Origin of the sequence: Elioraea sp. (genome assembly GCF_051860475.1) — a bacterium.
Classification (GTDB): domain Bacteria; phylum Pseudomonadota; class Alphaproteobacteria; order Acetobacterales; family Acetobacteraceae; genus Elioraea.
Genome location: NZ_JBHYDW010000085.1, coordinates 1 through 19,468, shown reverse-complemented (window position 1 = coordinate 19,468; position 19,468 = coordinate 1). Strand labels below are relative to the sequence as shown.

Here is a 19,468-nt window from a genome sequence, read left to right as displayed (position 1 = left end):
GATGTCGGCCGGATCGTCGCGCCGGTCAAGAAGGGCGGGCACGTGCATACCCAGAACATGAAGACGAAGCGCTGGTGAGCGGAGACCCACGATGAACGCCTCGAACCTCTCCTTCACGGGCTATCGCCGCCAGAACGGTCGCGTCGGCATCCGCAACCACGTGGTCGTCCTGCCGGTGGACGATATTTCGAATGCTGCCGCCGAGGCGGTCGCAAGCAACATCGCCGGCACGCTCGCGATCCCGCACGCCTACGGCCGCTTGCAGTTCGGCGCCGACCTCGACCTGCATTTCCGTACCCTGATCGGCACCGGACGCAACCCGAACGTCGCCGCGGTGGTGGTGATCGGCATCGAGCCGAAATGGACCCAGCGTGTCGTCGATGGCATCGCGTCCACCGGCAAGCCGGTCGAGGGCTTCTACATCGAGACCTATGGCGATCTGAGAACGATCGAGCGCGCAAGCCGCGTCGCCGCCCAGCTGGTGAAGGACGCCACCGAGCTCCAGCGCGAGACGTGCTCAATCGACGAGCTCTGGGTCTCGACCAAGTGCGGCGAGAGCGACACCACGACGGGGCTCGGCTCCTGCCCCACTGTCGGCAACCTGATCGACAAGCTCGACCCGCTCGGCATCACCTCCTGCTTCGGCGAGACCAGCGAGCTCACCGGCGCCGAGGAGGTCTGCGCCTCACGTGCGGCCTCCGACGAGGAGCGCGTCAAGTTCATGGCGACCTGGAACGCCTACAACGACATGATCAACCGTCACAAGACCAACGACCTGTCGGAAAGCCAGCCAACCGCCGGCAACATCGCCGGCGGGCTGACCACGATCGAGGAGAAGGCGTTCGGCAACCTCCAGAAGATCGGCAGGAAGGCGCGCTACATCGACGTGCTCACTCCGGCCGAGGAGCCGCAGAAGGGCGCGGGCCTCTACTTCATGGACACCTCCTCGGCGGCGGCCGAGTGTGTCACGCTCCAGGCCGCGGCCGGGTTCGTGGTGCACCTGTTCCCGACCGGCCAGGGCAACGTGATCGGCAACCCGATCGAACCGGTGATCAAGATCACGGCCAACCCGCGCACCGCGCGCACCATGCCCGAGCATATCGACCTCGACGTCTCGGGCCTCCTGCGCCGCGAGCTGACCATTGAGGAGGCGGGCGACCGGCTGATCGCGCTCACGCTGCGCGTCTGCAACGGCCGCATGACCTGCGCCGAGGCGCTGAAGCACCGTGAGTACTCGCTGACACGGCTCTATCAGAGCGCGTAGTCTTTCGAAGAGGCGCCGCTGCGCGCCGTCATCGCGGCATCGAGGGGACGCAAGATCCCCGCCGCCTGCAACGGGAGGGATCGGGATGCGGAGAAGGACACTCATAGCTGGGGTTGGCGGCGCGGCGGCGGCCTTTGCCGCGCCTGGGCTGCGCGCCCAACCGCGCGAGGTTCGGCTCGCCGAGCAGTTCGGCATCGGCTATCTGCCGCTCAGCATCATGAAGGTGCGCAAGCTGCTCGAGGAGGAGGCGAAGACGCGCGGCGTCGATGTCACGACCTCCTGGGTCCGGTTTGCCTCCGGCACCGCGATGAACGAGGCGCTGATCAGCGACAACCTGGACTTCGCCTCCGGTGGCGTCGGGCCGCTGCTTACGATCTGGGCGCGCACGCGCGGCAATCTTGATGTCAAGGGCGTTGCCGCGCTGAACGCGATGCCGCTCTATCTCAACACCATCAACCCCACCGTGCGCACGATCGCCGACTTCACCGAGCGCGACCGGATCGCGCTGCCGGCGGTGAAGGTCTCGATCCAGGCGGTGATCCTGCAGATGGCAGCCGAGAAGCAGTTTGGCTCTGGCAACCACACCAGGCTCGATCATCTCACGGTCTCGATGTCGCACCCGGATGGCATGGCGGCGATGATGTCCGGGCAGAGCGAGATCACCGCGCACTTCACCTCGGCGCCGTTCATGTACCAGCAACTTGCCGATCCGCGCGTGCGCCGCGTGCTGAACAGCTATGACGTGTTCGGCGGCCCGCATACCTTCAACAGCGTCTGGGCGATGGGCCGCTACCGTACCCGGAACCCGCAGATCATGGCCGCCTTCATCGCAGCACTCGATCGCGCGATGGGCATGATCAAGGACGACCCTGAGGCGATGGCGGATCTCTGGATCGAGGATCAGCGCTCGCGCCTGCCCAAGGACCAGGTGGTGAAGATCATCCGCGACCCCGAGAACCAGTGGACCACGACGCCACAGAAGATCATGGCGTTTGCCGAGTTCATGCATCGCAACGGTGGCATCCGCGCGAAGCCCGAGAAGTGGCAGGACGTGTACGTGGAGGACATCGCCGGCCTCGCGGGCTCCTGACCGGATGGAGGCAGGCGCGATCGCCGAAACACGGAGCGTGGCGGGCGGGCACGGCATGCCCGCTCCGCTGCTCTCCGCGCGCGGCGTGACACTGCAATACCGCACCCCGCAGCACATCGTGACCGCGACCTGGCGGGTCGATTTCGACGTTCTGCCGTCCGACCGGTTCGTGCTGCTCGGCCCCTCGGGCTGTGGCAAGTCGTCGATCCTGAAAGCGGTCGGCGGATTTCTGCCACCGGTCGAGGGTACGCTCACCATCAACGGCCGGCCGATCAGCAAGCCCGGACCGGACCGGATGATGGTGTTCCAGGAGTTCGAGCAGTTGCTGCCCTGGCGCACGGTGCTCGGCAATGTCCTGTTCCCGATGCGTGCCACAGGGCGCTTCCGTGGTCGCGAGGCGATGGAACGCGCGCGGGACATCCTGGACCGCGTCGGCCTCGGTCGGTTCACCGACGTCTATCCGCACATGCTCTCGGGCGGGATGAAGATGCGCGTGGCGATCGCGCGCGCGATGGCGATGGAGCCCGACATCCTGCTGATGGACGAGCCCTTCGCCGCGCTCGATGCGCTGACCCGGCGCAGGATGCAGGAGGAGCTGCTCGGGCTCTGGGAGCAGCTCCACTTCACAATGCTGTTCGTTACGCACTCGATCGAGGAGGCGATCCTCGTCGGCAGCCGCATCCTCGTGCTCTCGCCGCATCCGGGCCGCGTCCGCGCCGAGCTGAACGCGGATGCCTTCCATCACGGCAACATCGACCAGGCCGCATTCGGCCAGCTCTCCAAGCGCATCCACCGTCTGCTGTTCGAGGACACGAGGGTGGCGCAGTGAGCGCGATCGACCTCTCCGCCCGGCCGGAGTTCGAGCGCGAGCCCGCCGACTTCGGTACGGAAGGCGCGGTCGAGCGGCCACTGCCACCGTGGGAGCGGGCGTGGAACAGCACCGCACTCCGCCGCACGGTGCTGCTGATCCTGCTCGCGGTGATCTGGGAGCTCTACGCACGCTACGTCAACAACCCGCTGCTGTTCCCGACGCTCTCCGAGACGCTGGAGGCGATGGCGCGCGATCTCGAGAGCGGTATCCTGATCCAGCGCACGCTGACATCGCTGCATGTGCTGCTGCTCGGCTACGCATCTGGGCTTGCCATCGCGGCGGTGTTCACGACGCTCGCTGTGTCCACGCGCATCGGTACCGACCTGCTTGCCACGCTGACGGCGATGTTCAACCCGCTGCCGGCGATCGCGCTGCTGCCGCTTGCGCTGATCTGGTTCGGGCTCGGCGCGCCGTCGCTGGTGTTCGTGATCATCCACTCCGTGCTGTGGGCGGTTGCGCTGAACACCCACACCGGCTTCCGCGCGGTGCCCGAGACGCTGCGCATGACCGGTCGGAACGTCGGACTCGGTGGCATTCGCTACGTCGCGCTGCTGCTGATCCCCGCCGCCTTCCCCGCCATCCTTGCGGGGCTCAAGATCGGCTGGGCCTTCGCCTGGCGTACCCTGATCGCGGCGGAGCTCGTGTTCGGCGCCTCGGCGCGCCAGGGCGGGCTCGGCTGGCACATCTTCGAGGCGCGCGCCCAGCTCGAAACCGCAACCGTGTTCGCGGGCCTCCTGGTCGTCATCATGATCGGCCTTCTGGTTGAGAGCGTGATCTTCCGCACGATCGAGGCCCGCACCGTGAACCGCTGGGGTATGCAGCGTTGAGCGATCCGCTTTTGGTAGCCGTGCAGCGCGGGACCGACGGGCGACGCGTCGACCGCTTCGAGGTGCCGCGGCAACCGGCGCAGACCGTGCTGGACGTCGTAACCTGGATCCAACGCGAGGCCGACCCGAGCCTCGCCTACCGCTTCGCCTGCCGGGTTGGCATGTGCGGTTCCTGCGCGATGACGGTAAACGGCAAGCCGCGCTGGACCTGCCGCACGCGCGTCGAGAAGGCGGCACCCGACGGGCGCCTTGTGCTTGAGCCGCTGCGCAACATGCCCGTGGTAAAGGACCTGGTCGTCGACATGGCGCCGTTCTTCGCCAAATGGACGGCTGCCCGTGGCGTGTTCGCCCCGCGCGACGATCTCGGCGAGGATTTCGCGGTGGTACCACCGGCCTCGCCAGGACGCCGTGCCGCCGACGCCGCGATCGAGTGCATCGGCTGCGGCGTGTGCTATTCCGCGTGTGACGTGGTTGCGTGGCGATCGGACTATCTCGGCCCGGCTGCGCTGAACCGCGCCTGGACGCTGGTGAACGATACGCGCGATGGGGCAGCACGCGAGCGGCTCACCGCGGTCGCTTCGGATGCGGGCTGCCACGCCTGCCACAGCCACGGCTCCTGCACCCAGCACTGTCCGAAGTCGCTGTCACCCACCGCCTCGATCGCCGGGCTGAAACGGGTCGTGCTGCGCGCGGCGCTGCGGGGCGAGCTCTGACGTGTCGACGGCACGGCTGTTCCTGCTGCAACGCGCCTCGGCGGCGGTGCTGGCGCTCGCGGTGCTGGTACACCTCACGACCATCATCGTCGCGGTGCGCGGGGGGCTGACCGCCGGCGAGGTCCTCGGCCGTACCAGCGGCAACCTTGCGTGGCTCGCCTTCTACACGCTGTTCGTGATCGCCGCCGCGATCCATGCGCCCATCGGCCTGCGCGCCATCCTGCGCGAGTGGGCCGGCTGGCGCGGCCGCTCCTGCGACATCGCAATGAGCCTGTTTGCCGCCGCACTGCTGGTGCTCGGGCTGCGTGCGGCCTGGGCGGTCTACACCGCATGATGCGCGGACACCGCAACCATCCCGGCTGGTGGGCGGCACTGGCGCATCGCCTCTCGGGGCTTTCACTCGCGGTGTTCCTGCCGCTGCACTTCCTGGTGCTCGGCACGGCGCTCGGTGGCGCCGCCGCGCTTGACCGCTTCCTCGACCTCACCACCACCCCGCTGGCGAAGATCGCCGAGACCGGGATCGTGCTTGCGCTCGCGCTGCATCTCGCGCTCGGCCTGCGCGTGCTGCATGTCGAGTTCCTGCCACGACCCGAGAGCCGCACGCGGGCGATCGTCGCCAGCTGCTTCGGTGCGGGCGTCGCGGTCACGCTGCTGTTCCTGTTGAACCTGACCGCCTGATGGTGACACTCAGCGCCACGACGCTCGCGATCGTCTCGCTCGGCGCCTTCATCGGCGCGATCGCCGCCGGCGCGGCCGGCTTCGCCTTCGCCATGACCGCCTCGGCGATCTGGCTGCACGTGATCGATCCGGTGCGATCGGCGCTGCTGGTGGTGGCGCTCGGCACCCTGCTGCACGCGGGGCTCGTCTGGCGCATGCGGCACGGCATCGACCGCGCGCGTCTCGCCCCGTTCCTGCTCGGCGGTCTGCTCGGCATCCCGCTCGGCGTGGCGCTTCTGACCAGCATCGACACCGCAGCCTTGCGCCGCGGCCTCGGCGTGCTGCTGCTCTGCTACGGCACCTATGCCCTGCTGGTGCGCGCCCTGCCGCGTGTCGCTGCGGGCGGGCGGCGCGCCGACGCCGCGGTCGGGTTGCTCGGCGGGGTGATGAGCGGACTCGGCGGCTACTCGGGCGTGCCGACGACGATCTGGACCCAGCTCCGCGGCTGGCCGAAGGATGTGGCGCGCGGCGTGTTCCAGCCCTTCATCCTCGCGACCCATGTCGCCACGCTGGTGGTGCTCGGCGGCCTGACGTTCGATCCCACCAGCCTGATCCTGCTGGCTTCGGCCGTGCCTGCCCTGGTGCTGGGGGGCTGGCTCGGCTACCGGCTCTACGGCAAGCTGAACGACGCACAGTTTCGCCGGCTGTTATCGGTGCTGATTGCCGCCTCCGGCACGGCGCTGCTGCTCTGAGGGAGAACGCCATGCAGCTCGACCTCACCGAGATCGAGGAGATCGCCAAGCTCCTGTACGTCCGCGCGCTGAAGCTGCTGCCCGATGACATCAAGGACGGCTTCGTGCGCCTCCAGCGCAGCGAGACCGACCCGACCGGGCGCAGCGTGCTGGCCACCATGGTCGAGAACATCGCGGTGGCCGAGCGCGACGACAACCTGCTCTGCCAGGACACGGGGATTCCGATCTATACCGTTACGATCGGCCGCGACGTCGGCTTCGACGGCGCCGGTCTGAAGGCGGCGATCCGCCGCGGCTGCGAGCGGGCGACGCGCGAGCATCCGCTGCGCTCCTCGGTCGTGCATCCGATCACACGCAGGAACGAACACACCTCGTGCGGCATTCGCGTGCCGGTACTGCACATCGACTTCGACGACCGGCCGGAAACGGTGGAAATCGAGATGATCCCGAAGGGTTCCGGCAGCGAGAACGGCTCCTTCCTGATGATGCTCGTACCAGCCGATGGCATCGCCGCGGCGAAGCGCTTCGTGGTCGATCGCGTGATCGAGGCCGGCGGCAAGGTCTGCCCGCCCACCATCGTCGGCGTCGGCATCGGCGGAACCAGCGATCTTTGCGTGCACCTCGCCAAGATCGCCGCAACCCGCGCACTCGGCTCCGTATGCGCCGATCCGGAGGGCGCGAGACTGGAGGTGGAGCTCTCCGAGGCCGTGAACATGCTCGGCATCGGGCCGCAGGGCCTCGGCGGCGACGCCACCGCGTTTGCCGTGCATGTCGAGACCGCGGCGACCCACATCACCATGAACCCCGTGGCGGTGAACATCCAGTGCCACTCCGCCCGCCGCGCACGTGCGACCGTCACGCCCGGCGGCGTCGCGTTCGGGTTCTGAGCGATGACGCACCACGTCCTGCACATGCCCTGCGATGAAGCCGCGGTGCGCGGCTTGCGCGTCGGCGACACCGTGACGCTGGAGGACTGGCTGTTCGGCATCCGGGATGCAACGCAGATCGCGATGTTCGACAAGGGCCGCAATGTCCGCCTTGATCTGCGCGGTCACGCTGTGGTGCACACGGCACCGAACGTGAGGCGTGTCCCCCCCTCGCCTGAGGCGCCGTCTGGCTATGCGCCGCTTTGCATCGGCACGACGACGAGCATGCGGATGGAGCGCTTCACCGAGCCCCTGCTGCGCGACCACGGCGTGCGGCTGATCATCGGCAAGGGCGGCCTCGGGCCGGCCTCGGCCGAGGCGTTCAAGCGGTACGGCGGCGCCTATCTCGCGGTGGTCGGCGGTGCGGCAGCGCTCGAGACCACCTGGATCACCGAGATCACGGATGTCGATCTGGACGACCTCAACCCCGAGAGCCTGTGGAAGTTCCGCATCAAGGGATTCGGGCCGCTGCTGGTCGCGATGGACAGCCATGGCGGCAGCCTCTACGCGACAGTGGGCAAGCGCGTCGCCGATCGCCGCGCCGCCGCCCTGGCCGCGCTCGGCGCCTCGGAGTAGCGCCGTGGCGGTTCCGCGCGGCATCGAGATGCTCCGCACCGACATCCTGATTCTCGGCGCGGGCGGCGCCGGGCTTTTCGCGGCGCTGCACGCCAAACGCGCAAACCCCGAGCTCGACGTTACCATCGCGGTGAAGGGGCTGCTTGGCAAATGCGGCTGCACGCGGATGGTTCAGGGCGGATATAATGTGGCACTCGCACCCGAGGACTCGGTCGAGCGCCACTTCATGGACACGATCGAGGGCGGCAAGTGGATCAATCGCCAGGACCTTGCCTGGCTCCTGTGCGCGACCGCACCCCTGCGCATCCGCGAGCTCGAGAACGAGATCGGCTGCTTCTTCGACCGTAACCCTGATGGCACGATCCATCAGAAGGCGTTCGCCGGCCAGAGCTTCGACCGCACCGTGCACAAGGGCGACCTGACGGGGATCGAGATCATCAACCGCCTCTCCGAGCAGGTGCTCGCGCGCGATGTACGGCGGATGGAGGATCACCGCGCGATCGCGCTCATTCCGTCCGCGGACGGCGCGCGTCTCTCCGGCGTGCTGTTGCTCGACATGCGGGAGGGTACATTTCGGTTCGTCCACGCCAAGGCCGTGCTGCTGGCGACCGGCGGCGGGCCGACCATGTACCGCTACCACACGCCCTCGGGTGACAAGTCCTGCGACGGCCTCGCGATGGCGCTGCGCACGGGTCTGCCACTCCGCGACATGGAGATGGTGCAGTTCCACCCCACCGGGCTGCTCGCCGGCGAGGGTACCCGGATGAGCGGCACGGTGATCGAGGAGGGACTCCGCGGCTCGGGCGGCTATCTGCTCGACGGCGCCGGGCAGCGCTTCATGCTCCAATACGATCCGAAGGCGGAGCGCGCGACGCGCGATCTCGTCAGCCGCGCGATCATGGACGTGATCCGCAACGGACGCGCGACGCCCGAGGGCGGGGTATGGATCGAGATGAGCCATCTTGGCCCCGACGCCGTCCGCAGACAGTTCAAGGGCATGGTGGAACGCTGCGCCGATTGCGGCTTCGACCTCGCAGCCGGCCGCGTGCCCGTCATTCCGACCGCACACTACATGATGGGCGGGGTCGCGTTCGAGGCGGACTGCACCACCGAACTGCCGGGTCTCTTCGCGGCCGGCGAGGATACCGGCGGCGTGCACGGCGCCAACCGTCTCGGCGGCAATGGGGTCGCCAACTCGACGGTGTTCGGCGGACTCGCCGGTGGCTCGATGGCCGCCTGGGTTCCACAGCATGGCGCGTTCGCGCCGCCCGACCTGGACGCAGTACAGGGCGCGATCGACGCGACACTCTCTCCCCTGGCCCGCCCGCCTGGCGATCTCTCCCGGCTGCGTCAGCGTCTGCTCGATGTGATGTGGGACGATGTCGGCATCCTGCGCGACGCCAAGGGGCTCGCACGCGGTATCGCCGCCCTCGATGCGCTGGCCGAGGAGGTGGACGCCTGTGGCGTTCCGGACGGGGACCGCCGCTATGACCTCACCTGGCAGGACCGGCTGAACCTGGAGAACCTTGTGCTCGTGAGCCGCGCGATCGCTGCCGCTGCGATGGCGCGCACCGACAGCCGCGGCGCGCATTGGCGCGAGGACTTCCCCGGGACCGGCGATCTCGCGACCAGCCGCTACACCGTCGTTCGTCTCGCCGCGCCTGGCCTAGCGGTGACGACCAGCCCGGTCAGCTTCGACATCGTCGCCCCTGGGCAGACCCTGTTGCAGGATCACGCCGCATGAGCAGGCATCGCATTGTGATCTCTGAGTTCATGGACGAGGACGCCGTGGCGAGGCTGCGCGCACGATTCGAGATCACCTACGATCCAGGGCTGGTTGATGACCCCGACCGGCTGGCCGAGGCGATCGCCTCCGTGCCTGCGCTGATCGTGCGCAACCGCACCCAGGTGCGCGAGGCGCTGCTGGACGCCGCACCGAAGCTGCGCGTGGTCGGGCGCCTTGGTGTCGGTCTCGACAACATCGACATCACCGCCTGCGCCGAGCGCGGTGTGCGCGTGATCCCCGCCACCGGGGCGAACGCGGATGCGGTCGCGGAATACGTCATCGCCACCCTGCTCATCCTGCTGCGCGGCGCCTATGGCGCGACCGCGAGGATCGTCGCGGGCGAGTGGCCGCGCACGTCGCTCACCGGCCGCGAGGCGCAGGCACGGCTGCTCGGCCTGGTCGGGTTCGGCGACATCGCACGGCGGATCGTGCCGCGCGCGAAGGCGCTGGGCATGCGCGTGGCCGCTTACGATCCGCTGGTCGGCGAGCACGAGCTGCGCCGCAACGGCGCCGAGCCGATGCCGCTGGACCGACTTGTCGCGGAAGCCGACGCGGTATCACTGCACGTGCCGCTGACCGATACGACGCGTAAGCTGATCGACGCGCGACGGATCGGCGCCATGCGCGCGGACGCGGTGCTGATCAATACCGCACGCGGTGGCATCATCGACGAGGAGGCCCTGGTCGCAGCGCTGAAGGAGGGCCGGCTCGGCGGTGCGGCGCTCGACGTCTTCGAGGCGGAGCCGCCCGAGCAGCCGGAACGCTTCGCAGACGTTCCAAACCTGCTGCTGACCCCACACATCGCCGGCGTGACGCAGGAGAGCAACCGACGGGTGTCGCTGATGATCGCCGAACGCGTGGCCGCCGAACTCGACCGGATCCCATGAGCACCGAGATGCTTCCCTTCGATGCCGCCGAGGCCCTGGCGGCCGCCGCGCTGCGTGCCAGCGGCGCCCGTGCCGAAGCAGCCGAACAGACGGCGTCCGCCCTCGCCCGCGCTGATCTCGACGGCATCGCGAGCCACGGCCTCTCACGCGTGCCCGCCTACGCCGCGCAGCTTCGTGCCGGCAAGGTGAAGGGTGACGCGGTTCCAGCGGTGACACGCCCAGCGGATGCCACCGTCGCGGTGGATGCCGCCGACGGGCTCGCCTATCCGGCGATCGCCACCGGGATCGCCTGGGCTGCGTCACTGCTCGGCCGGGCGGGCGTGGTCGCGGTCGGCGTCCGCAACAGCCACCACGCCGGCGCGCTCGGCCTGTTCGTCGAGGATCTCGCGCGCGACGCCGGCGCGTTCGCGATCGCCTTCACCAACAGCCCCGCCGGGATCGCGCCGCCCGGCAGCGGCACGCCCCTGTTCGGCACCAACCCGGTCGCCTTCGCCTGCCCGATGGCGGGGCGCGATCCGCTCGTGATCGACCTTTCGCTCTCGGTGGTCGCGCGCGGCAGGATCATGATCGCGGCGCAGAAGGGCGAGCCGATCCCCGAGGGCTGGGCGACCGATGACCGGGGCAACCCGACCACCGACGCCAAGGCCGCGCTCGCTGGCGCGATGCTGCCGATCGGCGGCGCCAAGGGTGCGGCGCTGGTGCTGATGGTCGAGCTGCTGACCGCGGCACTCACCGCGAGTCACGCGGGCTTCGAGGCCTCGTCCTTCTTCGACGACGCGGGTGGACCGCCGCGCATCGGCCATCTCTTCCTCGCGATCCGACCGGGCGCCGTGGCGGCCGATACCGACGTGGTCGCGGCACGCGTCGCGGCGATCACCGGACGGATGCTCGCCGAGCCCGGCGTGCGACTGCCGGGCGACCGCCGCCTTGCGCTCCGGGCGCGCAACCGTGCCGAGGGGATTGTGTACCCGACAGCCCTGCTCGCACAGCTGCGGACGCTCGCAGCAGGCTCGGGGCCAGGCTGAGCCCTTGCCCTCTCGCGGCGCTGGCCAGGCGGCCTGACCGCACAACCCGGGCGGGCGTGCCGAGAGCCGGCCGCCATCGACAGGGAAGCGAAGCGGCATTTCAACCTCGGCCGGCCGAACGCCAGCCTCCTGCGACGTCCCGTGCACAGCGCACGGGACCGCAGCGGATGGAGACCACCATGACGATGAGCACCGGCAGGCTGTGCTCGACACTGGCCCTTGCCGCAACGCTGGATGCGGCAGCACCGGTACAGGCCGGGAGCGGCGGCGACGGCGTGGTGCGCATGACAAGCGCCTACCCGATGGCCGAAACCATCACTCGGGTGAGGCGGGATCTCGCTGCGAAGTGAACACGTTCTTTATCGAGATCGATCAGGTGAACCCGGCTGCGGACGCGGGGATCGTGCTGCGTCCCTTGACACTTCTGATCTTCGGCAGTCCGCCCGCAGGGTCCCACTCCAGCCGGGCGTCAAGTTCCTCATCGCGAACCCGGACTCCGGTCTCGACTGGCCGGTGAGGCTGCTCGCGCACGAGGACGAGCAGGGCAAGGTCTGGACGGTCTACAGCGACGCCTCCTGGATTGCGAGACGCTACGGCATCCCGAACCGCGAGGCGCAGTTCCGAATGGCCTCGGAGGTGATTGCCACGGTCACGCCGGCAGCTGCGCAGTAGCAGGGCATGATCCAGGCGTGGCCCGTCGCGGCAGACCGCGCGGCCCGCCCGCACCTTTCCAGCGGGATACATGCCAACCCGCTATCAAACCGGAAGCCACACGATATTTCCGCACGCGCAGCTGCATCCCCATCCTTCCGATCCAGCCGCCGCCGCATGATCGGCCCGGCTCGACACAGGAGAAGGAAGCAATGTCGAACACCTCGATGGGTCGGCGGCACAGGCTTGGCCTGTTCGCGGCCGCGTTCACGACGCTCGCCGTCGCCGCGACGCCTCTTGCTGCCGGCGAATGTCCGGCCGAACACATGCGCGCCGATGCGACGAAACCCGTCGCGCACGCTGCCAAGGGCGTGACTGACACGGTGCTGGCCTCGATCGACCTGTCGCAGGAGCCGGCCGCGATCAAGGACCGGCTGTTCCGCCTGCGCCGGCTGACGATCGAACCTGGCGGGATTGTACCGTGGCACAGCCACGGCGACCGGCCGGCGATCATCTACATCGTGCAGGGGGAGATCATCGAGTACGCCAGCAACTGCGCGGTGCCGATCGTGCACAAGCCGGGCGATGTTGCGACGGAGCGCCACGTCACGTCCCACTGGTGGGAGAACAAGGGGACGCAGCAGGTCGTGCTGCTCGCCGCTGATCTGCTGCGGGACCCGCACGACAAGAACATGTGACCGGACGGCTCGTCCGGTCGTGGAAGGGCGCCCGGCGACCGCGTCGCCCGGGGCGCCCTTCTTCTTCCGATAGGGTACGACATGTCGACCCCACCCGTTCCCCGGATGCCGCTCGATCCGCGCACGGCAACCGCCATGCCGGCGGGCATGACGGCGGAAGCGATGCCGCATCGCGGCCCACTGCACGCGCTCCGGAATCTCGTCGTCATAGGGCTGATCGCGTTCCTGACACTGGTCGACCTGTTCGCGACCCAGGCGATCCTGCCGCCGCTGACGCACGCCTACGGCGTCACACCGGCGGCGATGGGGCTCGCGGTCAATGCCTGCACCCTCGGCATGGCGATCGCGAGCCTCGCGGTTGCGCTGTTCAGCACGCGCATCGACCGCAAGCGCGGGATCCTCGTCAGCCTGGCACTGCTCTCAGTGCCGACGCTTCTACTTGCGGCCGCTCCCGACCTCGCGACCTTCGCGGCGCTGCGCATCGTCCAGGGCCTGCTGATGGCGACCGCCTTCTCGCTCACCCTTGCCCATCTCGGCGAACGGTGCAGCACGCGCGAGGCGGCCGGCACCTTCGCCGCCTACATCACCGGCAATGTCGCCTCGAACCTGTGCGGGCGGCTGATGTCGGCGGCTGTGGCAGATCATTTCGGTCTGGCCATCAACTTCATCGTGTTCGCCGTGCTGAACCTGTCCGGTGCCGTGCTGGTGCAGTTCACGATCGACCGTACCGCGACGATGTCGCACGCCATGACGCGCATCCGGCCCTGGGCTTCGCTCGGCGCGCATCTGCGGAACCCTGAGCTGCGCGCGACCTTCGCGATCGGCTTCTGCATCCTGTTCGCCTTCATCGGCACCTTCACCTATGTGAACTTCGTGCTCGTGCAGGCGCCGATCGGGCTGGAGATGATGGCGCTCGGCCTCGTCTACTTCGTGTTCCTCCCGTCCCTGTTCACGACGCCGGCGGCCGGTGTGCTGGCACTGACCCTCGGCGTGCGGCCCGCCTACTGGCTCGGCATCGCGGCCGCCGGCGCTGGCCTGCCGCTGCTGCTCGCGGCCACCCTGACGCCGGTGATCCTCGGGCTCGGGCTGGTCGGCGTGGGCACATTCTTCGCCCAGGCGATCGTGACCGGCTTCGTCGGCCGCACCGCGATGGGCGACAGGGCGGCCGCGAGCGGCACCTATCTCGCGTGCTACTTCGCGGGTGGGCTCGTGGGCACGGCCGTGCTGGGGTTCACCTTCGAGCGGCTCGGGTGGCCGGCGACGGTGCTCGGCATCGCCGTGACACTCGCGATCGCCGCGATGCTCGGCACCCGGCTGCGCCTCCGCGAACAGCGCTGAGCCGGAACGACACGGGGCCCGGCATCGCTGCCGGGCCCCACCCTGCTGCCGCCGGTATCGGTCAGGCGGTCGCCACGTCCATGCCCCGGAGCTCGTGCAGGTGGAACCCCTCGAGCGGATGGACCTCCTGCGTCCACGGCGCCTCCTGGATCATCCGCCGCGTGTCGTCGTAGCCGGCGCTCCAGCGGCTGCGGATGCCGCTGCGCGTGAAGTCGATGTCCTTGGTGTGGTCCTCGTTGTCGAGCCGCGGCGCGAGCAATCGCACGACATGCATCTGCGTCAGGCAGCCGTGGGATGCCAGCTCGCGTACGGTGCTGGTGGTGCGCTCGGCCTCCGGCAGTCGTGCCGTCAGTTCGGCGATCACATGGCGCAGGTGATGGATCTGCCGCTGCCGGCGGATATGCGATAGCGCGCGGCTGGAGTACTGGATGTCCTTCTGCCGCCCCATCACCTGCCAGATTGACTCCGGCTCGGGCCCTATCGGGTTCCAGATATGCACGGCGAAGATCAGCGAGTTGCGCCGCGGATTGTCGTCGAATACCGCCTCGACGGGCGTGTTGGAGAGGATCCCGCCGTCCCAGTAGAGCTCGTCGTCGATGCGGATCGGCGGGAAGGCAGGCGGCAGCGCGCCCGAAGCCATGATGTGTCGCACGGTCAGCGGCATCGTCCGGCTGTCGAAGTACGTCATTTCGCTCGTGCGCACATTTGCCGCACCCACCGTGATGCGCGGGGCACCGCTGGACAGTCGCTCGAAGTCGACCAGTTCGTCGAGCGTCGCCTCGAGCGGCTTCGTGCTGTAGTAGCCGGCCGCCTCCGCGGCGAGCGGCATGTGCAAGCCGAGGAAGGCGAGCGGATTGGGACGGAAGAACCCGCCGATCCCGCGCGTCAGCGCTGTCCAGTTCGGCAGCGCACGGCCGAGCCACGGCACCGCCGCGACCGCGTCAAGCATCGGGCTGTGCTCGACGATCGCCCAGAACTCCTCCAGTCGTTCGACCCGCTGCTCGGGCACATTGCCGGCGATCAGCGCCGCGTTGATCGCCCCGATCGAGGTGCCGATCACCCAGTCGGGCTCGATGCCCGCCTCGTGCAGCGCCTGGTAGACGCCGGCCTGGTAGGCGCCGAGCGCGCCGCCGCCCTGCAGCACCAGCACAATCTGCTCGGGATCGGCCCGGCGCGGGCTGGCCGGTCCGGGATGTTTTGCTGCCGTCTCGGGCGGACGGGAGCCTGTGGTGTCGTTCATGCGTGCCTCTCCCTCACTGCGCGGTCCAGCCGCCATCGGCAGGCAACGCGATCCCGGTGATCGAGGCCGCGGCGTCGCTCGCGAGGAAGCGCACGATCGCGCCCATCTCCTCGACCGTGGCAAAGCGCTTGTTCGGCTGCTTCGCCAGCAGCACCTCACGCACCACGCGCTCGCGCGGCAGGTCGTACGCCGTCGCCTGGTCGTCGATCTGCGCCTCGACCAGCGGGGTGTAGACGTAGCCAGGGCAGAGCGCGTTGCAGGTGATGCCGTCCTCGGCCGTCTCCAGCGCGGTCACCTTGGTCAGCCCGACGATGCCGTGCTTCGCCGCGACATAGGCTGATTTGAAGGCCGAGCCGACCAGCCCGTGCGCCGAGGCGACATTGATGATTCGGCCCCAGCGCATTGCCCGCATGTGCGGTAACGCGAGCCGGGTGGTGTGGAAGGCCGAGGTCAGGTTGATCGCGAGGATCCTGTTCCATTTCTCGACCGGGAACGCGTCGATCGGCGCGACATGCTGGATGCCGGCATTGTTCACCAGGATGTCGATACGGCCGCAGGACTCGAGCGTCATCTCGATCATGCCCTCGATCGAGACCGCATCCGACATGTCGGCAGGCGAGTAGAACACCGGCCGCGCGCCGATCATCGTCAGCTCGCTGCGTACCGCCTCCGCCTCATCGAGCTTCGTCAGCCCGTTGATCACCAGCGTCGCACCGGCCGAGGCAAGCGCACGCGCGATGCCGAGACCGATGCCGCTGGTGGAGCCGGTGACGATCGCCACCTTGCCCGAGAGGTCGCCCGCCGCCATCCGGCCGGGCTGCATGTCGACGATGTTCATCGTGGTGTCCTCCTGTGGACGCGGGGGTGCGGCGCCGTGCGGCCGACCGCGTCGGCACGCCAGCGGTACGTCCGTTCCGCGTGATCCGCCGTTACGGTTACGCTGCCGCCGGCACGCAGCCGCACGCCGATGCCGGAACAGCCCGGACACGCCAGGCTGTTGGCACCGGCATGCTCTGGACCTTCTCATTCGATAGCGACACCGTATTGTTCGAGCTCGGCCGGTGTGACCATCTCCTGAGGCTGCGGGCCTGGATGAGGACGCCAGTGGACGCGACCAAGACGCTGCCTGAGATCCTCGCCGAGATCTGCGCCTCCGATGCGCCGCTCGGCGAGCGGCTGGCCATCTACGCCGCCAGGCTGAAGGAGACCGGCTCGCCGATGGGACTGGAGTACGGCGCGCTGGTCGAGCGGCTGCGCTCAGGCCACGCCGGCGCGGGCGCCCCCGCGATCGGGGAGGCGATGCCGCCGTTCCTGCTGCCGGATCGCCGCGGCCACCTCGTTGGGCTCGAGGCGATCCTGGCCGACGGCCCGGCCGTGATCAGCTTCAACCGCGGCCACTGGTGCTCGTTCTGCCGGATCGAGCTCACCACGCTGGCCGCCGCCGAGGGCCGTGTCGCCGCAGCGGGCGCGCGGATCGTCTCGATCATGCCGGACCGGCACGAGTTCGTCCGGCTGCTGCCATCCAGCATCGTCGACCGCATCACCATCCTGTCGGACGTGGACAACAGCTACGCCATGTCGCTCGGGCTCGCGATCTGGGTCGGCGACGCGCTTGCGGCCATGATGCGCGAGCGGTCACTCTGCCTCGACGAGTTCCAGGGGAACCACTCGTGGATGCTGCCGATCCCGGCGACCTTCGTGGTCGGACGCGACGGCACCGTGCTGGCGCGTCACGTCGATCCGGACTTCCGCAGCCGCATGGAGGTCGCCGATATCCTCGATGCGTTGCCGCCGGCCGACCGCTGATCCCCCTGCGCGCTCTCACGCGGCGGTCGCCGACCAGTCACGCGCACGGAGCAGCTTTATCAGCGCGGTCGTCGGCGTGGAACGTGCGCGCCCGGCCACCGCATAGAGGAAGACCGTGCGCGAGAGCTCCAGACCCTCGGCATCAAGGGCACGCAGCTCGGGTGGACACGGCGTGCTCCGCGGGGCGATCCCGAGACCGATCCCGGCGGCGACGAGCGCGATCAGGTCGCTCTCGGACGCGACACCATGCCCGCCCGCCTGAAGGATGTCGCGCCCGCGGGCGAACTCGTCGACTGCGCCGGCGAGCTCGCAGTACGGCCGCGCCAGGACCCGCTCGGCACGGAGGTCCTGGATCGCGATCTGGTTGCGCCCGCTGAGCCGGTGGCTCGCGCCGACCAGCACCCGGAACGGCTCGCTGAACAGGGGCCAGGCATCGAGCCGCTCCCACGTCTCGGCGAGCGGCCCCGCGACCGCAAGCACGGCCTTGCCCTGCTTGAGCTGCTCGACCACCTCCGCCGCCGTGCCGCGGAAGAACGTGAGCTCGAGCCCCGGAAACGCGCGCAGCACTTCGGTCAGCGCCGGCACCAGCAGCGTCATGGGAACCGTATGCGAGAGCGCCAGCGTGAGCGAGGAGGCGGCTCCTGTGCGGATCGCCGCGGCAAGCGTCTTCGCCGCGAGCGCACTCTCGTAGCACTGGCGGAGCAGCGGCAGCATGCGCTGGCCGAACTCGGTCAGGTGGCTCAGGCTGCGTTCGCGCCGGAACAGATCGGCGCCGAGTTCCGTCTCCAGCAGCTTGATCGCGCGCGTCAGCGAGGGCTGGGCGACGTGGCACTCCTTGGCGGCACGGGTGAAGTTCAGCGTCCGCGATACCGCCAGGAAATACCGGACCTGGTGCATCTCCACCGGGACGAACTCCCTCGAACACCAGGCGCCGCGGGATCGGCGCTGCCGATACGGCAACGATAGGGCCAAAGCGGCCGGCGAAGAAGGGTTCGCAAGCGATCGCGCTGAGGCCCGTCGCCGGCCGACGGCACAGGGTCGGTGCCCGGGTGGTCCTCGCGCCCCAGCCCGGCGCTCCGCAATCCGGCGACAGCGTCTACCGTATGACCACGCGGGATGACGCTGTTCGATCTGCTGACCGACGGCTGCGCGGAGCCTGTCGTTCAGCAGCACGGAGTTGCCACAGGGCCTCGTGCCGGCGGGTTTCGAGCAGTCCGGCGGCCTGGCGACGGTCGGCTCCGACCCGTTCGGCCCCGTGCGGGCCGGAGGCGGCGCGTGGCTGGCAGGACCAGGGCAGGCGCCCGGACGATTGCGAAGACTTCATGATTCGGCTTGGCTCGGTGCTGCCGCATCGTCGGATCCGTCCGCCGGGGTTGCCAAGGCCAGTCGGCCGTCTGCACCCAAAACCGCTCCATCCTTGCCGAACCGAGGGTAAGGATCCGTCCAGACCGCCGAAATGCAACTATTGGTTGCAGTCGCAAAGAAGCTTGCTTTTTTGGACATGCTGTCATTTGCTTAATGAAACCGGGAGGGAACGACCATGAGGGCGGGACAGGGGCTTCGGATCGCGGCGGTGGTGGCGGGGGTCGCCATCGGCGGGACGGTCGGCAACTCGGATGCGCGGGCGGCCGTCCAGTTGTTCTTCAACAAGGACTTTGTGGGTAGTTCAGGCACCGTATTCGAGGGTTACGAGATCGAGGTGAACGTCATTATCGAGATGCCGACGCGGCCTGACGCCATGTTCTTCGACTTTGCGAACCTGCCGGTCGACACCACCGTGATCTCGTCCTTTGCCCGGACCACGATTGACGGCACGGAGCACGATAGGACCATCGACTGGTTCGCGTACCAGCTCGTTCCGGACGAGTTCGGTATAGTTGACTGCGGGGGTTTCTCGTTCTCTGCCGGCGCCTGCGCGGCGGTAAGGCTGAATCCCAAAGATCTGCTTCCCGGCGCGATCCTCATTTCGACACTCACCCAGGACGCCATCAATCCCGACATCTTCTCGTTCAGCTCCAGCACGAGCCAGACCACGCTCTCGTTCCGCGGTGAGCCGTCTCCCGTGCCGGAACCGGCGGCACTCGGCCTGCTCGGCCTTGGCTTGGCCGGCCTCGCCGCCGCGCGACGGCGCGCCGCGCGCTGAGCCGCCCCTCCGGGTGACACCGGCCGCCGCGCGCTCGCCGCTGCGGCGCCGCGGTGCGTTGACCCCGCCCCTGCCCCGCCCTATTCCACGCCGCAGCCGGGCTCGCGCGAGCCCGAACCAGATCAGGGAGGTTCCGATCCATGCGCACGACCCGTCGCACCCTGCTCGCCGGCAGCGCCGCGCTGCTCGCCGCCCCGCCGATCGCCCGCGCCCAGGCG

Annotated in this window: 22 protein-coding genes; 19 read left to right on the top strand and 3 right to left on the bottom strand. The window is 69.0% G+C overall.

Going from position 1 to position 19,468, the window contains the following annotated elements; translation table 11 throughout:
* The first annotated feature begins 91 nt into the window (after nucleotides 1-91).
* From ACTIFU_RS14905 to ACTIFU_RS14825, 17 genes are all read left to right on the top strand, one after another.
* Nucleotides 92-1,264, top strand: a complete 1,173-nt coding sequence (locus ACTIFU_RS14905) for a UxaA family hydrolase (protein ID WP_439579106.1) — start codon at nucleotides 92-94, stop codon at nucleotides 1,262-1,264.
* 85 nt (nucleotides 1,265-1,349) lie between these two features.
* A complete protein-coding gene (locus ACTIFU_RS14900) occupies nucleotides 1,350-2,354 on the top strand; it encodes an ABC transporter substrate-binding protein (protein WP_439579105.1) in 1,005 nt (334 codons plus the stop codon).
* Between the two features lie 55 nt (nucleotides 2,355-2,409).
* Nucleotides 2,410-3,183 carry an ABC transporter ATP-binding protein gene (locus tag ACTIFU_RS14895; protein ID WP_439579104.1) on the top strand — a complete coding sequence of 258 codons (774 nt, stop codon included), beginning with the start codon at nucleotides 2,410-2,412 and terminating at the stop codon, nucleotides 3,181-3,183.
* Complete coding sequence (locus ACTIFU_RS14890; RefSeq protein WP_439579103.1) at nucleotides 3,180-4,052, top strand: ABC transporter permease; 873 nt, start codon at nucleotides 3,180-3,182, stop codon at nucleotides 4,050-4,052. The genes ACTIFU_RS14895 and ACTIFU_RS14890 overlap by 4 nt, the downstream gene beginning before the upstream one ends.
* Nucleotides 4,049-4,765 (top strand): succinate dehydrogenase/fumarate reductase iron-sulfur subunit, encoded by a 717-nt coding sequence (locus ACTIFU_RS14885; RefSeq protein ID WP_439579102.1) that lies wholly within the window; start codon nucleotides 4,049-4,051, stop codon nucleotides 4,763-4,765. The genes ACTIFU_RS14890 and ACTIFU_RS14885 overlap by 4 nt, the downstream gene beginning before the upstream one ends.
* Nucleotide 4,766: 1 nt before the next feature.
* Nucleotides 4,767-5,099, top strand: a complete 333-nt coding sequence (locus ACTIFU_RS14880) for a succinate dehydrogenase (protein ID WP_439579101.1) — start codon at nucleotides 4,767-4,769, stop codon at nucleotides 5,097-5,099.
* Nucleotides 5,096-5,443, top strand: coding sequence for a succinate dehydrogenase (locus tag ACTIFU_RS14875; RefSeq protein WP_439579100.1), 348 nt, complete (start codon nucleotides 5,096-5,098; stop codon nucleotides 5,441-5,443). The genes ACTIFU_RS14880 and ACTIFU_RS14875 overlap by 4 nt, the downstream gene beginning before the upstream one ends.
* Nucleotides 5,443-6,174, top strand: coding sequence for a TSUP family transporter (locus tag ACTIFU_RS14870; RefSeq protein WP_439579099.1), 732 nt, complete (start codon nucleotides 5,443-5,445; stop codon nucleotides 6,172-6,174). Before ACTIFU_RS14875 ends, ACTIFU_RS14870 begins: the two co-directional genes overlap by 1 nt.
* Before the next feature lie 11 nt (nucleotides 6,175-6,185).
* Nucleotides 6,186-7,061, top strand: a complete 876-nt coding sequence (locus ACTIFU_RS14865; RefSeq protein WP_439579098.1) for a fumarate hydratase — start codon at nucleotides 6,186-6,188, stop codon at nucleotides 7,059-7,061.
* A 3-nt stretch (nucleotides 7,062-7,064) separates the two neighbouring features.
* Nucleotides 7,065-7,676 carry a fumarate hydratase C-terminal domain-containing protein gene (locus ACTIFU_RS14860; protein ID WP_439579097.1) on the top strand — a complete coding sequence of 204 codons (612 nt, stop codon included), beginning with the start codon at nucleotides 7,065-7,067 and terminating at the stop codon, nucleotides 7,674-7,676.
* Nucleotides 7,677-7,680: 4 nt separating this feature from the next.
* Complete coding sequence (locus tag ACTIFU_RS14855) at nucleotides 7,681-9,420, top strand: L-aspartate oxidase (protein WP_439579096.1); 1,740 nt, start codon at nucleotides 7,681-7,683, stop codon at nucleotides 9,418-9,420.
* A complete protein-coding gene (locus tag ACTIFU_RS14850) occupies nucleotides 9,417-10,349 on the top strand; it encodes a hydroxyacid dehydrogenase (protein ID WP_439579095.1) in 933 nt (310 codons plus the stop codon). Before ACTIFU_RS14855 ends, ACTIFU_RS14850 begins: the two co-directional genes overlap by 4 nt.
* A complete protein-coding gene (locus ACTIFU_RS14845; protein ID WP_439579094.1) occupies nucleotides 10,346-11,374 on the top strand; it encodes an Ldh family oxidoreductase in 1,029 nt (342 codons plus the stop codon). Before ACTIFU_RS14850 ends, ACTIFU_RS14845 begins: the two co-directional genes overlap by 4 nt.
* A 179-nt stretch (nucleotides 11,375-11,553) precedes the next feature.
* The gene (locus tag ACTIFU_RS14840) at nucleotides 11,554-11,724 is read left to right on the top strand and encodes a hypothetical protein (RefSeq protein ID WP_439579093.1); all 171 of its coding nucleotides are present in this window, start codon (nucleotides 11,554-11,556) and stop codon (nucleotides 11,722-11,724) included.
* A gap of 163 nt (nucleotides 11,725-11,887) precedes the next feature.
* On the top strand, nucleotides 11,888-12,046 hold the full coding sequence (locus ACTIFU_RS14835) for a hypothetical protein (protein ID WP_439579092.1): 159 nt from the start codon (nucleotides 11,888-11,890) through the stop codon (nucleotides 12,044-12,046).
* Between the two features lie 17 nt (nucleotides 12,047-12,063).
* On the top strand, nucleotides 12,064-12,723 hold the full coding sequence (locus ACTIFU_RS14830; RefSeq protein ID WP_439579091.1) for a cupin domain-containing protein: 660 nt from the start codon (nucleotides 12,064-12,066) through the stop codon (nucleotides 12,721-12,723).
* 81 nt (nucleotides 12,724-12,804) lie between these two features.
* Nucleotides 12,805-14,061 (top strand): MFS transporter, encoded by a 1,257-nt coding sequence (locus ACTIFU_RS14825; RefSeq protein WP_439579090.1) that lies wholly within the window; start codon nucleotides 12,805-12,807, stop codon nucleotides 14,059-14,061.
* A gap of 61 nt (nucleotides 14,062-14,122) precedes the next feature.
* Here ACTIFU_RS14825 and ACTIFU_RS14820 read toward each other — a convergent pair whose 3' ends face one another.
* Together ACTIFU_RS14820 and ACTIFU_RS14815 are read right to left on the bottom strand one after the other, a co-directional pair.
* A complete protein-coding gene (locus tag ACTIFU_RS14820) occupies nucleotides 14,123-15,301 on the bottom strand; it encodes a patatin-like phospholipase family protein (RefSeq protein ID WP_439579089.1) in 1,179 nt (392 codons plus the stop codon).
* A gap of 13 nt (nucleotides 15,302-15,314) precedes the next feature.
* Nucleotides 15,315-16,139 (bottom strand): 3-hydroxybutyrate dehydrogenase, encoded by an 825-nt coding sequence (locus ACTIFU_RS14815; protein ID WP_439579088.1) that lies wholly within the window; start codon nucleotides 16,137-16,139, stop codon nucleotides 15,315-15,317.
* Between the two features lie 266 nt (nucleotides 16,140-16,405).
* Between ACTIFU_RS14815 and ACTIFU_RS14810 the strand changes: the two genes are divergently transcribed.
* A complete protein-coding gene (locus ACTIFU_RS14810) occupies nucleotides 16,406-17,107 on the top strand; it encodes a redoxin domain-containing protein (protein ID WP_439579087.1) in 702 nt (233 codons plus the stop codon).
* Nucleotides 17,108-17,122: 15 nt separating this feature from the next.
* Here the strand turns inward: ACTIFU_RS14810 and ACTIFU_RS14805 are convergent, their stop codons facing one another.
* Nucleotides 17,123-18,004: a LysR family transcriptional regulator gene (locus ACTIFU_RS14805; RefSeq protein ID WP_439579107.1), complete on the bottom strand. Its 882-nt coding sequence runs from the start codon at nucleotides 18,002-18,004 to the stop codon at nucleotides 17,123-17,125.
* A gap of 643 nt (nucleotides 18,005-18,647) precedes the next feature.
* Between ACTIFU_RS14805 and ACTIFU_RS14800 the strand changes: the two genes are divergently transcribed.
* Nucleotides 18,648-19,250, top strand: a complete 603-nt coding sequence (locus ACTIFU_RS14800) for a PEP-CTERM sorting domain-containing protein (protein WP_439579086.1) — start codon at nucleotides 18,648-18,650, stop codon at nucleotides 19,248-19,250.
* Nucleotides 19,251-19,468: the final 218 nt, after the last annotated feature.

What these genes read in the sequence shown, in the direction of transcription:
- ACTIFU_RS14905 (WP_439579106.1), top strand. Translation starts at nt 92, where the DNA reads ATGAACGCCTCGAACCTCTCCTTCACGGGCTATCGCCGCCAGAACGGT.
- ACTIFU_RS14900 (WP_439579105.1), top strand. Translation starts at nt 1,350, where the DNA reads ATGCGGAGAAGGACACTCATAGCTGGGGTTGGCGGCGCGGCGGCGGCC.
- ACTIFU_RS14895 (WP_439579104.1), top strand. Translation starts at nt 2,410, where the DNA reads ATGCCCGCTCCGCTGCTCTCCGCGCGCGGCGTGACACTGCAATACCGC.
- ACTIFU_RS14875 (WP_439579100.1), top strand. Translation starts at nt 5,096, where the DNA reads ATGATGCGCGGACACCGCAACCATCCCGGCTGGTGGGCGGCACTGGCG.
- ACTIFU_RS14870 (WP_439579099.1), top strand. Translation starts at nt 5,443, where the DNA reads ATGGTGACACTCAGCGCCACGACGCTCGCGATCGTCTCGCTCGGCGCC.
- ACTIFU_RS14865 (WP_439579098.1), top strand. Translation starts at nt 6,186, where the DNA reads ATGCAGCTCGACCTCACCGAGATCGAGGAGATCGCCAAGCTCCTGTAC.
- ACTIFU_RS14860 (WP_439579097.1), top strand. Translation starts at nt 7,065, where the DNA reads ATGACGCACCACGTCCTGCACATGCCCTGCGATGAAGCCGCGGTGCGC.
- ACTIFU_RS14850 (WP_439579095.1), top strand. Translation starts at nt 9,417, where the DNA reads ATGAGCAGGCATCGCATTGTGATCTCTGAGTTCATGGACGAGGACGCC.
- ACTIFU_RS14845 (WP_439579094.1), top strand. Translation starts at nt 10,346, where the DNA reads ATGAGCACCGAGATGCTTCCCTTCGATGCCGCCGAGGCCCTGGCGGCC.
- ACTIFU_RS14840 (WP_439579093.1), top strand. Translation starts at nt 11,554, where the DNA reads ATGACGATGAGCACCGGCAGGCTGTGCTCGACACTGGCCCTTGCCGCA.
- ACTIFU_RS14825 (WP_439579090.1), top strand. Translation starts at nt 12,805, where the DNA reads ATGTCGACCCCACCCGTTCCCCGGATGCCGCTCGATCCGCGCACGGCA.
- ACTIFU_RS14820 (WP_439579089.1), bottom strand. Translation starts at nt 15,301, where the DNA reads ATGAACGACACCACAGGCTCCCGTCCGCCCGAGACGGCAGCAAAACAT.
- ACTIFU_RS14815 (WP_439579088.1), bottom strand. Translation starts at nt 16,139, where the DNA reads ATGAACATCGTCGACATGCAGCCCGGCCGGATGGCGGCGGGCGACCTC.
- ACTIFU_RS14805 (WP_439579107.1), bottom strand. Translation starts at nt 18,004, where the DNA reads ATGCACCAGGTCCGGTATTTCCTGGCGGTATCGCGGACGCTGAACTTC.
- ACTIFU_RS14800 (WP_439579086.1), top strand. Translation starts at nt 18,648, where the DNA reads ATGAGGGCGGGACAGGGGCTTCGGATCGCGGCGGTGGTGGCGGGGGTC.